We start from the raw sequence: 15,135 nt of genomic DNA, 5'->3' as shown, positions 1-15,135 counted from the left end.
CGGCAAGATCAGACGCCCCGGTTCACGCCGGGGCGTTTTTCGTTCAGGCGGCCCGGGCGCGAACGGGCTCGTCATCGAGGACCGGGGTCAGGGCGGTCCGGATGACATTCAGCAAGGCATCGGGCTGGATCGGCTTCTGTGCAACGCCGTTCATGCCTGCGGCCAGATAGGTGGCCGCATCGCCGTCTTCGGCATTGGCCGTCAGGGCCACGATCGGCAGCGTCGACTGCGGTCCTGGCAGCTTCCGTATGGCCCGGGTCGCAGCGATCCCGTCCATCACCGGCATCTTGATGTCCATCAGCACAAGATCGAACGGCCGGCTGGAAACGGCCTCGACCGCCTGTGCCCCGTCCTCGACGCTCTCGAAGGTGCAGCCGAACATTTCGAGCAGCTTGCCGGCGACGAAGCGGTTCGTGGCATTGTCGTCGACCACCAGAACATGCAGCGTCTCGTGCGGCGTCGGGGCGGCCATGACGGGCTCGGCGACGCGGGCCGTCGCGTCGGCGCCGATGACCGGAAGGCTGAACTGGAACCGAGCGCCCATGCGGGGTGATTGCGAGACCGTGATCGTGCCGCCCATCTGCTCCACGATCTGGCGACAGATGGCCAGGCCGAGCCCCGCCCCCGCCCCCTCGCGCCCGGCATTGCCGGTATTGAAGGGTTCGAAGATCGTCGCGGCGGCGCTGGCGGGGATACCCGGACCGCTGTCGTCGACCGTGGCCTCCAGCCGCAGCATCCCGAGCTCCGCGTCGCGCCGGGTCGCCAGTCTCACCACCACCTCGCCGGCCTGAGTGAATTTGAGGGCGTTGCCGATCAGGTTATTGAGCAACTGCTTGAGCCGCATGGTATCGCCGACGACCCAGGCCTGGTCTGCCGTGTCGCAGATCATCTTCAGCGCCAGCCCCTTCTCGTCGGCCCGCGCGCGCCACAGGGCATCGACGTCCGCCCCCAGCGCATCAATGTCGAAGGGAGCCTCCACGAGACCCAGCATGCCGGCCGAGGCCCGCGACATGTCCAGCGCATCCGTCAGTAAGCGCAGCAGCGACTGGCCGGACTCCAGGATCGTGTGAACGTAGCGACGCAGTTCCGGCTGCTCGAGCTTGCGATCGAGCAGGCCCGCAACGCCCAGCACGCCGTTCAGAGGAGTCCGGATCTCGTGGCTCATGACCGCCAGAAACTCGGACTTGGCCCGGCTCGAGGCCTGGGCCTCCGCCTCTGCAGCGGCCAGGTTCCGCGCCAGTTCGCTCATTTCCTCGGCCCGGCGGCGATACAGGGCACTGCCGGCCTGAAGCACCTGCAGTGCGGTGCCTACACCGACATATCGGCCCTCCGACACCACGATGAAGCCCCTCAGCAGGGCCCCGAGTTCAGCGGCGTCGATGGTCCGGAAGAAGGTCTCGGCTCCTGCATCGGCCTCGACCAGCAGGGGCTCGCAATCCATCAGGGCCGAGATCGGCCGCCGGGCATAGAGAGCGCGACCGAATTCCGCAGCCATCTGCAGACAGAAGGCGTTGCGCTCGACCAGACCGAGCGGGCGGTTTTCGTCATCGACGACAGCAATGGCGAGCGTGTTGGGCTCGGCCTGGAACCGGTCGAACACCACCGATCCATAGGTCTCGGCCAGGACAGGCAGGCTCGCTTCGATATGGTCGCCGATACGAGCCATGACACCTCCAGGTGGAGGTTCCCTAGAGCAGAGGCTTTAACGGCCGGTTCTCCCCGTTTGAAGATTTTGCGAACCTTTTCAGTTATATACTCCGCCTACTGACTGAACCGGAGCCTTCGGATCCGGGGAACGCCGGTATTGGAATTCAGTGGCGTGTGCAAACAGGCACATATGACTTGCTTCAACACATTTGCGGCCTAGGGTTGTCTCTGATGAGGCAGATCAGATTTGAAATTCCCGGGCTCTCCCGCTTGAAATCAGGGCTTTGGGCCGTGGGACTGCTGAGTTGGGGCGCTGCTGTTGGCGTCGCCCACGCTCAAACCCCTCCGCCCCCACTCTCGGCCTATGGAGCCTTGCCGGCGACCGAGCTTGTCGCGGTGTCGCCCTCGGGTGACCGCGTCGCGTTCGTGACCGTTGTGGGCGAGCAGCGCGCCATGGCGACCGTCGACCTGATCAATGAGCGACCTCTCGGCGTCGTGGCCATCGGATCGGCCAAACTCCGCGACCTCGAATGGCTGGACGAGGAACGCGTCCTCGTCACCCTTTCCACCACAGAAACCCTGCCGCAGATCGGGCTCGACAAATCCGAGCTGTATCTGGGCCAGGTGTTCAACGTGACGACCGGTCGGATCGTCCGGATGCTGAACGCCAACCGAAAACTGTTTCCCGTCCTGATGAGCGGTGTCTACGTCAGGCCGGGCGATGCAAGGCCTGACGTCCTCGTACGCGCCTACGAGCTCGACAACTACGGGGTCCTGAACCTTTACCGGGTCGACCCGGACACCGGGAGCGCGCGACTGGCCGAGAGAATGTCTCGCGATGTCGAGGATTTTCTTCTGGATGACGAGGGGCGCTCGATCGCCCGCAGTCTCTATGACGAGCGCAGTCGGGTCTGGAGCCTGCAGGTCCGCAAGGACGGACGTCTCCAGGAAACCTGGCGGATGTCGACGCCCGTTGATCCACCCGAGCTGCTCGGTCTGGGGCTGAATGGAGACAGCGTGATCGTCTCGGCGGAACGGCCTGATCTGAGCCGCGAAGGGCGCGAGGATGCCGTCTTCTTCGATGTCGACATCGCCAGCGGCACCTGGCGTCCCGTCCGTTTCGACTTCAATCCCGACCGTCTGCTGTTCAGCCCGACAACACGGCACCTGATCGGGGCGGGTCGCATGCAGGATCAAGGCATCCGTTACGCGTTCGCCGATCCGACGGCCGCTGTCCTCTGGGCGTCCGTCACCCAGGTCATGCCCGATGCGGCTCCGGTCCTTGCGAGCTGGAGTGACGACATGCGGACCGCTGTGGTCTTTACCAGCGGGGCAGAGGACCCTGGCACCTACAGCCTCATCGACCTCGACGGGGGACAGGTCCGCCCCGTTGGCCGCGCCTATCCCCAGATCGAGCCATCGCAGGTCGCGCCCATGCGACCTGTTCAGTTCAAGGCTGCCGACGGACTCACGCTGCATGGATATCTGACGACGCCCCTGAAAAAGGAGGCGCGTGATCTGCCCCTTGTTGTCCTGGCCCACGGGGGTCCCGCAACGCGCGATACCGCTGGCTTTGACTGGTGGTCGCAGGCGATCGCGTCCCGCGGCTATGCCGTCCTTCAGGTCAATTTCCGCGGTTCGACCGGCTATGGCGAGGCCTTCATGGAGGCGGGATTCGGCGAATGGGGTCGCAAGATGCAGACCGACCTGTCGGACGGTGTCCGCTACCTGGCAGGCGAAGGGATCGTCGATCCGGCCCGGACCTGCATCGTGGGCGCCAGCTACGGCGGCTATGCAGCCCTGGCCGGGCCGACGCTGGATCCCGGTGTCTATCGCTGCGCCGTATCGGTGGCGGGAGTCTCCAACCTTCGGGCCATGCTGAGCTATGAGGCCGAGCGCGGCGAACGCCGCGACAGCAGCCGGGTCCGGTACTGGAACCGGTTCATGGGCGGCGACGGGCCCGGCGACCGGTCCCTGGACGCCCGCTCGCCCTCCCGGCTGGTGGAGACGGTGGAAGTCCCCATCCAGCTCCTGCACGGTCGCGACGATGTCGTCGTGCCGATCTCGCAGAGCCGACAGATGGCGGACGCCCTTCGCCGTGCGGGCAAACCTCATGAATTCATCGAGCTGGACGGCGAGGATCACTGGCTCTCGCGGGCCGAAACGCGGACGCGGATGCTGACGGAAACGATGCGGTTCATCGAGACGCACAACCCCGCGCGGTAACCGCAGAACAACCCTTCGCGGACACCATATCTCGCCGTCCAGCCTGCAGATTTTTCGAACGTCGTTTCAGTGATTTAGCGCACGGACCAGTCATGCCACCCGGCCTGCGGCCCTCCGTCTCTTTGCGTGACCGGCGAAGGCGGATAGTCAGGGATGACGCGCGTCAGGGATTGCGATGACCTTCAACACTCCGCCTGAACCCCCGGCGAAACAGAGCCGTCGCCAGGTCCCTGCCCTGGCCGTGCTCTTCCTGGTGGTCTTCATCAATCTGGTCGGGTTCGGCCTGGTCGTTCCCCTTCTGCCGTTCTTTGCCCGGAGCCTCGACGCCGCGCCGTGGCAGGTGGCGCTGCTGTTCTCGGCCTATTCCCTGGGCCAGTTCTTTGCGGAACCCTTCTGGGGGCGACTGTCGGACCGGATCGGGCGCAAGCCTGTCCTGCTGATCACCGTGAGTGCCAATGCCGTCGGCTATCTGCTGCTGGCCTTTGCGCCGAACATCTGGGTCGCGATCGGCATCCGGCTGTTCACCGGCCTGGGGGCCGGCAATGTCTCGACGGTCCAGGGCTATGTGGCGGACGTCACGCCGCCGGAGAAGCGCGCCGGGCGGCTGGGCCTGATCGGCGCGGCCTTCGGGGCCGGTTTCGTGGCTGGACCTGGCCTCAGCGGCCTTCTGGTGCGCGAGGACATGGGAGCGCTGGGCTACCAGCTGCCGATCTTTGCGGCCTGTGGCCTGGCCGTGATCGCTGCCATCGGCGTGCTGGTATTTCTGAAGGAAAGCCTGGTCAGCCAGGCCGACGCGCCCGCGCGGCCGCCGTTCCTCGGGGGCGTTCGGGATGCCGTGTCCAGCCCGGTGGTGTCACGGGTGCTGCTGGTCACACTGATCTATATGGCGGCCTTCTCGGGCATGGAATCGACCTTCGGCCTTTGGACCGAGGCCCGCTACGACTGGGGTCCGCGCGAAGTGGCCTGGGCCTTCATGGCCGTGGGGATCGTGTCGGTGATCTGCCAGGCGGGTGTGACAGGGCCCCTTTCGCGTCGGTTCGGCGAAAGTCGGCTTCTGGCGGGGGGCTGTCTGATCTTCGGCGTCGGCCTGCTGGGTCAGGTATTCTCGCCCATGGCATGGGGTGTCCCGGTCATGATGGCGATCGGCGCCTTCGGCATGGCCATGACGATGCCGAATATCTCGGCCCTGATCTCGCGCGCCACCCCGGCCGACCAGCAGGGTGCCATGCTGGGGCTCAACATGGCGGTGTCCTCGACCGCTCGGATCCTGGGGCCGGTCATTGCGGGGTTCATCTTCTCGACCGTTGGTCATGACTGGCCGATGCTGATCGGGGCCGCCCTGACGGTGCCGGCCGCCCTCATGGCCCTCAACGCCGGACGGGCCGCCCGACGTGTTCAGGCCGAGCCGGTACCAGCGGAATAGGCTCGCGGGCGACAGGCCGTGCTTGCCTTTCGGCCCCGCTTCGACTACTAGCCGCGCCTTCGCCTACGAACCGCCGGGCTAATGGCATGCCTTGGCGGTTTTCGAACCACACGCCACCGATCAATCCTGCAGGCCCCCGGGCCCTACGGACGGTAGCCCATAGAGAGAGTGAAAATGCCGAAACTGAAGACGAAGTCGGGCGCCAAGAAGCGCTTCAAATTCACCGCGACAGGCAAGGTCAAGGCCGGCGTTGCGGGCAAGCGTCACCGCTTGATCAGCCACAACTCCAAATACATCCGCCAGAACCGCGGCACCTCGGTCATGGCCGACGCCGACGCCAAGAAGATCAAGTCCTACATGCCCTACGCGTAAGCGTCGGCATCCAGACCCAAGACTTCTCACCGCATCTGAATTTGAACGATGCCCCTCAAACAGTGAGCGCCCGCGGCGCACACGATAGGGGCTCCCGAAGGGACTAGACAAAATGGCTCGCGTAAAAAGGGGCGTCGTATCGCACGCCCGCCACAAGAAGGTTCTGGAACAGGCCAAGGGCTTTTCCGGCCGCCGCAAGAATACCATCCGTACGGCCAAGGCCGCCGTCGATCGCGCCGGGCAATATGCCTATCGTGACCGTCGCACGAACAAGCGCAATTTCCGCGCCCTCTGGATCCAGCGCATCAACGCCGCTGCCCGCCAGGAAGGCTTCACCTACTCGCAGTTCATGCACGGCCTGTCCAAGGCCGGGATCGAGCTGGACCGCAAGGTTCTGGCCGCGATCGCCATGGACGGCACCGGCTTCGCCGACATCGCTGCCAAGGTCCGCGACGCGCTGAAGTAAGGCTTTCGGGCAACCGAAACGACCAAAAGCCCTCCGGCCCGCGCCGGGGGGCTTTTTGCTTTGACCTGCACCCGCTAGACGAACGCCACCATGACCGATCTTGCCCAACTCGAACTCGACCTGATCAATGCCATCGGCAGCGCCGACAGCGTCGCCGCCGTCGAGGCCATCCGCGTCTCGGCCCTGGGCAAGACGGGGGCCATCTCCGGCCTGCTGAAGGGCATGGGGGCCATGAACCCCGACGAACGCCGCGAACAGGGGCCGGTCATCAACGGCCTTCGCGACAGGGTCACCGCGGCGCTGACGGCCAAGAAGGCCGAACTGGAAGCCGCCGAGCTGGACGCCCGCCTGCTGAGCGAGCGCATCGACCTGACCCTGCCCGCCCGCCCGCGGCGCAAGGGCAGTGTCCATCCGACCATGCAGGTGATGGACGAGATGATCGCCGTCTTCGCCGAGATGGGCTTCGCCGTCGCCGAAGGCCCCGACGTCGAGGACGACTTCCACAATTTCACCGCGCTGAATTTCCCGCCCAAACATCCGGCGCGGGAGATGCACGACACCTTCTTCCTGAAGCCCGATCCCGCGACGGGAGAGCGCAAGGTCCTGCGCACTCACACCAGCCCGGTGCAGGTCCGCACCATGATGTCGCAGAAGCCGCCGATCCGGATCATCGCGCCCGGCCGGACCTTTCGGAAGGACTCCGACGCCACCCACACCCCGATGTTCCACCAGATCGAGGGTCTGGTGATCGATCGCGACATCCACATGGGTCATCTGAAGACGACCCTGACCACCTTCATGGCCCGGTTCTTCGAGCTGGACGATGTCGACGCGCGGTTCCGGCCGCACCATTTCCCCTTCACCGAACCCTCGGCCGAGATGGACATCCGCTGCGATCGGTCTGGCGGCAAGCTGACCCTGAACGAGGGCACCGACTGGCTGGAGATCCTCGGTTGCGGGATGGTGCATCCCAATGTGCTGAAGAACTGCGGCATCGACCCGGACGAATATCAGGGCTTCGCCTTCGGCATGGGCGTCGACCGTCTGGCCATGCTGAAATACGGCATCCCGGACCTGCGGCCCATGTTCGATGCGGACACCCGCTGGCTCGGGCACTATGGCTTCTCGGCCTTCGCGGCCCCCAATCCTGCCTCGGGACTGAGCTGATGGCTGACACACCCCCGCCCATCACCCGCCCGGTCAATGTCGCAAGGGACCTGAGCGTCAGCGATATCCGGGACGTCGACTTCTCGCTGTTCGACCTGTTCGCCGCCGAGATGATGCTTGGGCGCAGCCTGGTCGAAGGCAAGACCGTCACCGGCTGCCGGATTCAAGGCCCGGCGGTCCTGCTGGCCTCGACCGGCGTCACCTTCGACGGCGTCAATTTCGGCGACAGCGGCGGCGACATCCGTAACCTGATTATGAAACCCGAAGGCTCCAAGGCCATCGGGGCCATCCCGTTCCGCGACTGCGCCTTCGTGAACTGCGAGTTCTATGGCGTCGGCTTCACGGGCGACGCCGCATTTCTCGAACAGATCCGCGCGTTGCAGACGCTCTCCCTGCCTGTTTCCTGACACGACGGTCTCCCGACCGACCCTTCTGCCCGATGAGTAAGCCCATGACCGAACCGACTGCCACGATGTCGACCGACGAAGCCTTCGGCCGCGCCCTCGTCGCGCGGACCGACTTCACGCGAGAAGCCGTCTGGCTGCCGTCGCTTTCGGTGCATCATCTCAATGCCGGCCAGACGACGATCGACGGCAAGACCTTCACCGAATGCGTGATCGAGGGGCCGGCCGTGGTGGCGATCCTGGCGGGCGTGACGCTGGACGGCTGCAATCTGGGTGTCGCGACCAACCCGCGGTCGCTGCTCTACAAGCCGTTGGGTGAAAAGCTGGCGGGCGTCATCGGTGTCTCCAACTGCCGGTTCGTCAACTGCCGTTTCGTCCAGGTCGGATTCACCGGCTCGGACGAAATGCTTGAGCACCTCGAGACCATGCTGGTCAGCGCGCGCAGCCAGTCCGCCGGAGACCAGACCTCGTGAAATTCACTCTCGGCTGGCTGAAGGATCACCTCGACACGACGGCGGACGCGGCGGCGATCGCCGAGGCCATGACCATGGCCGGGCTGGAGGTCGAGCACGTCAGCGACCCTACCGTCTCGCTCGCCCCCTTCACGGTCGCCCGTATCGTCGAGGCCGTGCAGCATCCGAATGCCGACCGCCTGCGCGTCTGTCAGGTCGAGACCGTCGACGGGCTGAAGGAGATCGTCTGCGGCGCGCCCAATGCTCGCGCCGGTCTGACGACCATCTATGCCCCGATCGGGGCCTATGTGCCCGGGCTCGGCGTCACCCTGGTCGAGAAGCCGGTGCGGGGCGTCGTGTCCAACGGCATGCTGTGTTCCGCCTCCGAGCTGGAACTGGCCGACGAGAGCGACGGCATCCTCGACCTGCCCGAGGCCATCCCGGTCGGGACCCCGGCCGCGAAAGTGTTTGCCGTCGAGCCTGTCATCGATTTCGAGGTCACCCCCAACCGGCCCGACTGGCTGGGCGTCGCCGGCATCGCCCGCGACCTGGCTGCGGCCGGCGTCGGCACGCTGAAACACTATGACGTCGCCGTGGTGCGCGGGGCCTTCCCCTCGCCGATCACGGTACGCATCGAGGCCCCGGACCTCTGTCCGGTCTTTGCCGGTCGGCTGATCCGGGGCGTGAAGAACGGACCGTCGCCGGAGTGGCTGAAGCGCCGCCTCGAGGCCATCGGCCTGCGCTCGATCAACCGCCTGGTCGATGTGACTAATCTGATCGCCTACGACCGCGCCCGGCCGCTGCATGTCTATGACGCGGGGAAACTGGTCGGGTCGGAGATCGTGGTGCGCGGCGGCCAGACCGCCTCCGACAGCGGGGAGCACGAGCACCTGATCGCCCTGGACGGCAAGACCTATGCGGCCGACCCAGGCATGGCCGTGATCGCTGATGCAGGTGGCGAGCGGCCGATCGGCCTCGGTGGCGTCATGGGTGGCGAGTCGACCGGCTGTTCCGACGACACCACCGACGTCTTCATCGAAAGCGCCTGGTTCGATCCGATCGCGACGGCCCAGACCGGCCGGACGCTGAGCCTCAACTCCGATGCCCAGTACCGGTTTGCCCGGGGTGTCGATCCGGCCTCGGTCGTGCCGGGTCTGGAACTGGCCACGCGCCTGATCCTCGACCTGTGCGGCGGCGAGCCGTCCGAGATCGTGGTCGCGGGTCAGGCTCCGGCCGACCCCGTCGGCTTCACCTTCGACCCGGCCTATGTGAAGCGGCTGTCGGGACTGGACCTGCCTGACGACCGGATCGGGACCATCCTCGGCCAGCTGGGCTTTCTGGTTCAGGCCGGGGCTCCCTGGACCGTGACGCCGCCGTCCTGGCGCCGGGATGTCGAGGGCCCGGCCGACCTGGTCGAGGAAGTCGCCCGGATCGAGGGCTTCGACGCCCTGCCCGCCACGCCCCTGCCCGATCAGAAGACCTCGTCGCGCGGCGTGCTGAACCCGCGTCAGGCGCGGGTGCGCATCGCCCGCCGGGCCCTGGCCGCCATGGGCTATGCCGAGGCCGTCACCTGGTCCTTCACCCGCCAGGGCATCGCCACCCTGTTCGGCGGGGGCGATGACCGGCTGGTGCTGGAGAACCCGATCGCCGCCGATCTGGACTGCATGCGCCCCTCGGTCCTGCCCAATCTGATCCAGGCCGCCGCCCGCAATGCCGCACGGGGTCACCCCGACGCCGCCCTGTTCGAGATCGGGCCCATCTATCTGACCGACCAGCCGGACGGACAGCGCACGGTCATCGGCGGCCTGATCGCCCCGCGCGCGCCGCGTCACTGGTCCGGCACGACCGAGGATGCCCTGTCCGGCCTGAAGGGTGACCTGATGGCCCTGCTGGAGACCCTCGGGGCCCCGGTAGGGTCGCTGCAGCTGGTGCAGGGTTCGAACCGCGACTGGTGGCACCCCGGCCGCTCCGCCCGTCTGCAGCTGGGCCCCAAGACCGTCATCGCCGAGTTCGGGGCCGTACATCCGCGCGTGCTCAAGGCCCTGGACGCCGACGGCCCCATGCTGGCGTTCGAGATCGTGCTGGAGTCGGTGCCCGAACCCCGCGGCCAGAAGACCAAGACCCGTGGCCCCGCCAACCTGCCCAATCTGATGCCGCTCACCCGTGACTTCGCCTTTGTGGTCGCAGAGGCGGTTGCTGCCGGCGATCTGGTCCGCGCCATTGCCGGGGCGGACAAGGCGCTGATCACGGACGTCCGGGTGTTCGACGTCTATCGCGGACCGGGTGTCGCCGAGGGATCGAAGTCGGTCGCCCTGGAGATCGTGATCCAGCCGCGCGAGGCGACCTTGACCGATACGGAAATCGAGGCACTCTCGGCCCGGGTCGTTGCCGCTGCCGCCAAGGTCGGAGGGACGCTCAGGAGCTGAGCATGGGGCTGAAACCGCTCATCGAGACCCGGTTCGAACGCGCGCTGTTCGCCTCGCGCTGGCTGATGGCCCCGATGTATCTGGGCCTGATCGTCGCCCTGGCCATGCTGGTCATCGTGTTCGGTAAGGAGCTGGTCTACTACGCGCCGAAGATTCTCGTGATGGATGCCGAGGATGTCATCCTGGTCGTCCTGACGCTGATCGACCTGTCGCTGGCCGGCAATCTGCTGCTGATCGTGCTGTTTTCGGGCTACGAGAATTTCGTGTCCAAGCTGGACATCGCCGACACGACGGATCGTCCGCCCTGGATGGGAACCGTCGACTTTTCCGGCCTGAAGATGAAGCTCATCGCCTCGATCGTGGCCATCTCCGGCATCCATCTGCTCAAGCGGTTCATGGAGATCGGCGAGGTCGATGCCGAGGCCCCGTTCAATGAGCCCCAGCTCTACTGGCTGGTCGTGATCCATCTGACCTTCGTGGTTTCCGGCGTGCTGCTGGCCCTGATGGACTGGCTGGCGGCGAAGACAGACAAACATTGATCCCCCGCCACTGCGGCCTTCAAGGGCCGCCGACGCGCCTGGATCGCACGTGTGGCAAGCTTCCGTTAACCTTGACGCCGCAAGGCTGACTCAAACGCCGGACACCCTGCGGCCAAGCCCGCGCTGACGGGTGCCCCCCATTCGAGACGAGGCCACCATGCACCGCCGCCACCTGATCCAGACCGGTTTCGCCGCTGCCGCGACAACGGCCCTCGGGGCCTGCGCCACAGCCCCTCGCCCCGCCGGCGATCCCAACTATCCGATCGCGTCCGACAGCACGGCCCAGGCCTATACGGCCGATGAGCTGGTGGCCGCCGGCTCGCGCGAACTGGGTATCGCCGCCGAGGCCATGGGCGGGGCCATCGAGCGCATCTTCGCCGACCAGGGCGACCGCCCCACCGCCTACATCGCCGGCGAGGAGGGCTCCGGTGCCGCGGCCGTCGGCCTGCGCTACGGGCGTGGCGCGCTGCACATGAAGACCGGCGCAGCACCCCAGGACGTGTTCTGGCAGGGCATATCGATCGGCTGGGACGTCGGGGGCAATGCCAGCCGCGTCTTCACCCTGGTCTATGGCCTGTACACGCCGGACGCCATCTACCGACGCTATCCAGGCGTCGAGGGCACGGCCTATCTGATTGCCGGGCTGGGCGTGAACTACCAGCGCGCCGACGGCATCGTCCTGGCTCCGGTCCGCACCGGCGTCGGCCTGCGCCTGGGTGCCAATGTCGGCACCATGGCCTACAGCCGACAGCGCAACCTGCTGCCGTTCTAGGCGGACTTCAATCCCGCTCATCCCGGCGAAAGCCAGGATGAGCGGAAGGTTTATCTGCGCTCGGGTGTCGGGCGGTTGCCGGGCGTGATCTCGGGGGCGCGCGCTGGTGGCGCGTCCGGATCCGGGGTCGGCGTGACCGCGGGCGGCGTCGGTGTCGCGGCCTCGTCTTCCTCGGGCAGGAACGGACCCTCGGTGCCGGCAGGGCTGACCACGATACCGGCCGGGGCTGCGGCCAGTTTCGTCAGGTCGCCGCCCGCCCTCAGGACGTCCAGCGCGCGCTGCAGCTGGTAATCGGTGTCTTCATCATAGTCGCGACCGGGGCTCTCGATCGGAACGTGAGCCTTCTTGCGCTCCTCGCCGATCGACGAGTCGAGGGCCGTGGAATAGGCCGCCTCGGAATAGATGAAGCTGGACCGCGACACGATCCGCGCCTCGGCGGTGGACCGCGCCACCTCGAGGTCCGGCTCGATTCCGATCTTCTGGATCGACCGGCCGGATGGCGTGTAATAGCGCGCCGTGGTGATCGACAGGGCCCCGTCGCGGCCCTGGTTCATCGGGATGACGGTCTGGACCGATCCCTTGCCGAAGCTGGTCAGGCCGACGATCGTGGCCCGCTCCTGATCCTTGAGCGCGCCCGCGACGATCTCCGACGCCGAGGCCGAGCCATAGTTGACCAGCACCACGACCGGCAGACCGCCGGTCAGGTCACCCGGTCGCGCGGCATAGCGTTCGATCTGTTCGGCGGTCCGGCCCCGCTGACTGACGATTTCGCCACGCTCCATGAAGGCGTCGGAGACCTCGATGGCCGCGGTCAGCAGACCGCCTCCGTTGTTCCGCAGGTCCAGCACGAAGCCCTTCACATCGGGCTTCTCGGTCTTGATCTTGGCGATGGCGACGGCCAGCTCGCGGCCGGTGTTCTCGTTGAAGGTCGAGATCCGCAGATAGCCGAAGTCGCCCTCCACACGGCCGGTGGCGGATTCGATCTTGATCACCTCGCGGGTCAGCACGACCTCGCGCGGCTCCTCGCCGTCGCGCAGGAAGGTCACCGTGACCGATGTCCCAATCGCGCCGCGCAGCTTGTCCGACACCTGCGAGACCGTCAGGCCCGCAGCGCTCTGGCCATCGATGGCGGAAATGGCGTCACCCGCCTGGACCCCTGCGCGCCCTGCTGGCGAATTGTCCATCGGCGAGATGACCTTCACCAGTCCGCCCTCGGTCGAGATGGTCAGGCCCACACCGGAATAGGCACCCGAAGTCCGCTCCTGCAGATCGTCGAAACCGGCGGGCGGCAGATAGTTGGAATGCGGGTCCAGCGCGGTCATCATCCCCGCCAGCGCCGCCTCGATCAGCTTCTTGTTGTCGACCGGGACCACATAATACTGCTCGACCGTCGACAGCACGTCGCCGAAGAGCTCCAGCATCCGGAACGTCTCGTTGCGCGGCGTCTGTGCCGCCACAGTCATGCCTCCCATGCCGAAGGCGAGGATGGCAGTTCCGACGATCAGGCGTTTCTTCATCAGATGTCTTTCGAAGGCGACTCCCGAAGGCTCGGGATCACCGGTCTGTAGGGTCCGGACGTTGAAGTCACGACGAAATCGTGGCCGTGGCGCGTTGCCGCGATAAAATCAGGGTGATCGGCGGTTTGAAAGGGGGCTGTCGTTCGGGCCCCTACTCCAGCCAGGGGCCCGGATCGACCGGTCGCTCCTCGCGCCGCAGTTCGAAATAGACCTCGCCGTCGTCGCCGGTCCGCCCCAGGGACTGGCCGTCGGCCACACGGGCCCCGACCTCCACGTCCACCTGGTCCAGACCCGCGATCACCGCACGCCATCCCGGACCGAGATCCAGGATGATCACCTGCCCCCAGCCACTCAGCGGCCCCGCATAGTCGACGCGGGCCGCCGCGGGGGCTGTAACCGGACCGGCTCCGGCAGCCCAGCGCCAGCCGCCCGAACCCTGGCCGAAACGGGCCGCCGGTGCGCTGCGCACCGGTGGCGACAGGCGGGTGCGGCCACCGGGCAGCCGGGTTGCGACGGCGCTGGCCTCGGCCGCGTTCAGACGGGGCGTCGTGCCGCCCAGAGCCCGGATCCGGGCCTCCAGCGCCTCGGCGGCCCGGTCCGCGCGCGCGGCATCGGCCCTGAGCACGGCCGTCAGGGCGGTCTTGCGCGCTGTCAGCCCTTCGATCTCGGCGCGCCGGTCGCCCTGGGCACTTTCGGTCGTGAACAGCCGTTCCGAGGACATCACGGCCAGCCGGCGCACGCGCGAAACCTCGGCCTGCCGGTCGACCAGGGTCCGGGTCCGGGCCTGAAGTGTCGGGGCCATGGCCTTCATCAGGATCGAGGCCCGGACGGTGTCCACGGCCCGTTCCGCCGGGATCAGCAGCGGTGGCGGCGGATCGCGGCTCATCATCTGCAGCGCGGACAGCAGTCGACCCTGCGCGCCGCGCTCCTTCGACAGGGCCTCGACCAGGGCCGCTTCCCGACGCCCGAGTTCGTTCAACCGGGCGCGCTGGGCCTCGAGCTGGACATCGTCGACGCTCTGGGCCCGGGTCAGGGCGGCCAGCTGGCGATCCAGGGTGCGGATTTCGGCTGTCGCGTCGGCGGCATCGGCCCGCAGGCGGCGCGCACGGACCTGTTCATCGCGATATTCGGCCTGAAGGCTGCGCAGTTCACTGTCCTGCGGCCGCTGCCCCACGGCGGGCGAGGCGGCGAGGATCGCCAGCAGGGTCAGGGGAATCAGGCGCGCCATCAGTCGCGATGATAGGGCGAACCCGACAGGATCGTCACCGCCCGATAGAGTTGTTCGGCCAGCATGGCCCGGGCCAGGGCATGGGGCCAGGTCTGGGGCCCGAAGGCCAGGGTCGAGGACGCGGCCTCCAGCACACTGGCATCCAGTCCGTCCGCCCCGCCGATCGCGAACACCAGCCGCCGCTCGCCGCGGTCGCGCAGCTGGGCAATGTGATCGGCGAAGGCTCGCGACCCGTAGGTGCGCCCCCGTTCGTCGCAGGCGATCAGGTGCGCGCCGTCGGCGGCCCCCAGCAGCAGCTCGGCCTCCGGCGCCTTGCCCGGCTTTCGGGGATCAAGGTCGATGAGATCCAGTGGGCCCAGTCCCAGGGCACGACCGGAGGCCGATGCCCGCGCAGCATAATCGGCCGCCAGCGTCGCCTCCGGCCCCCGTCCGGGCTTGCCGATCGAGAGGATGGCCAGTTTCATCTGTTCGCTGAACCCGCTGGTCCGCCGAAACC

14 protein-coding genes are annotated in these 15,135 nt (G+C 67.0%); 10 read left to right on the top strand and 4 right to left on the bottom strand.

The window, feature by feature from the left end:
- Window positions 1-43: 43 nt before the first annotated feature.
- A complete protein-coding gene (locus GGR13_RS14620) occupies window positions 44-1,666 on the bottom strand; it encodes an ATP-binding protein (protein WP_183214322.1) in 1,623 nt (540 codons plus the stop codon).
- Between the two features lie 272 nt (window positions 1,667-1,938).
- Between GGR13_RS14620 and GGR13_RS14615 the strand changes: the two genes are divergently transcribed.
- From GGR13_RS14615 to GGR13_RS14570, 10 genes are all read left to right on the top strand, one after another.
- Window positions 1,939-3,873, top strand: coding sequence for an alpha/beta hydrolase family protein (locus tag GGR13_RS14615; RefSeq protein ID WP_343060433.1), 1,935 nt, complete (start codon window positions 1,939-1,941; stop codon window positions 3,871-3,873).
- 175 nt (window positions 3,874-4,048) lie between these two features.
- The gene (locus GGR13_RS14610) at window positions 4,049-5,296 is read left to right on the top strand and encodes an MFS transporter (protein ID WP_183214321.1); all 1,248 of its coding nucleotides are present in this window, start codon (window positions 4,049-4,051) and stop codon (window positions 5,294-5,296) included.
- Between the two features lie 174 nt (window positions 5,297-5,470).
- Complete coding sequence (gene rpmI / locus GGR13_RS14605) at window positions 5,471-5,668, top strand: 50S ribosomal protein L35 (RefSeq protein ID WP_003166435.1); 198 nt, start codon at window positions 5,471-5,473, stop codon at window positions 5,666-5,668.
- Window positions 5,669-5,780: 112 nt separating this feature from the next.
- Window positions 5,781-6,134: a 50S ribosomal protein L20 gene (rplT, locus tag GGR13_RS14600; RefSeq protein ID WP_183214320.1), complete on the top strand. Its 354-nt coding sequence runs from the start codon at window positions 5,781-5,783 to the stop codon at window positions 6,132-6,134.
- Between the two features lie 90 nt (window positions 6,135-6,224).
- Entirely contained in the window at window positions 6,225-7,301 is a 1,077-nt protein-coding gene (gene pheS, locus GGR13_RS14595; protein WP_183214319.1) for a phenylalanine--tRNA ligase subunit alpha, read from the top strand.
- Window positions 7,301-7,708: a hypothetical protein gene (locus GGR13_RS14590; RefSeq protein WP_183214318.1), complete on the top strand. Its 408-nt coding sequence runs from the start codon at window positions 7,301-7,303 to the stop codon at window positions 7,706-7,708. The genes pheS and GGR13_RS14590 overlap by 1 nt, the downstream gene beginning before the upstream one ends.
- A gap of 44 nt (window positions 7,709-7,752) precedes the next feature.
- Entirely contained in the window at window positions 7,753-8,178 is a 426-nt protein-coding gene (locus tag GGR13_RS14585; RefSeq protein WP_183214317.1) for a hypothetical protein, read from the top strand.
- Window positions 8,175-10,583: a phenylalanine--tRNA ligase subunit beta gene (gene pheT / locus GGR13_RS14580; protein WP_183214316.1), complete on the top strand. Its 2,409-nt coding sequence runs from the start codon at window positions 8,175-8,177 to the stop codon at window positions 10,581-10,583. Before GGR13_RS14585 ends, pheT begins: the two co-directional genes overlap by 4 nt.
- A 2-nt stretch (window positions 10,584-10,585) precedes the next feature.
- Window positions 10,586-11,122, top strand: coding sequence for a TIGR00645 family protein (locus GGR13_RS14575; protein WP_183214315.1), 537 nt, complete (start codon window positions 10,586-10,588; stop codon window positions 11,120-11,122).
- A gap of 157 nt (window positions 11,123-11,279) precedes the next feature.
- Window positions 11,280-11,894, top strand: a complete 615-nt coding sequence (locus GGR13_RS14570; RefSeq protein ID WP_183214314.1) for a DUF1134 domain-containing protein — start codon at window positions 11,280-11,282, stop codon at window positions 11,892-11,894.
- Window positions 11,895-11,944: 50 nt separating this feature from the next.
- Here GGR13_RS14570 and GGR13_RS14565 read toward each other — a convergent pair whose 3' ends face one another.
- The 3 genes from GGR13_RS14565 to rlmH form a co-directional block, all read right to left on the bottom strand.
- A complete protein-coding gene (locus GGR13_RS14565) occupies window positions 11,945-13,411 on the bottom strand; it encodes a S41 family peptidase (protein ID WP_183214313.1) in 1,467 nt (488 codons plus the stop codon).
- Between the two features lie 151 nt (window positions 13,412-13,562).
- Window positions 13,563-14,639, bottom strand: a complete 1,077-nt coding sequence (locus GGR13_RS14560) for a murein hydrolase activator EnvC family protein (protein ID WP_183214312.1) — start codon at window positions 14,637-14,639, stop codon at window positions 13,563-13,565.
- Window positions 14,639-15,103 (bottom strand): 23S rRNA (pseudouridine(1915)-N(3))-methyltransferase RlmH, encoded by a 465-nt coding sequence (rlmH, locus tag GGR13_RS14555; protein WP_183214311.1) that lies wholly within the window; start codon window positions 15,101-15,103, stop codon window positions 14,639-14,641. The genes GGR13_RS14560 and rlmH overlap by 1 nt, the downstream gene beginning before the upstream one ends.
- Window positions 15,104-15,135 lie beyond the last annotated feature (32 nt).

It is taken from the genome of Brevundimonas variabilis (assembly GCF_014199945.1).
Classification (GTDB): domain Bacteria; phylum Pseudomonadota; class Alphaproteobacteria; order Caulobacterales; family Caulobacteraceae; genus Brevundimonas; species Brevundimonas variabilis.
The sequence above is the reverse complement of the archived record's forward strand: the minus strand, read 5'-3'. Positions and strand labels throughout refer to the sequence as shown.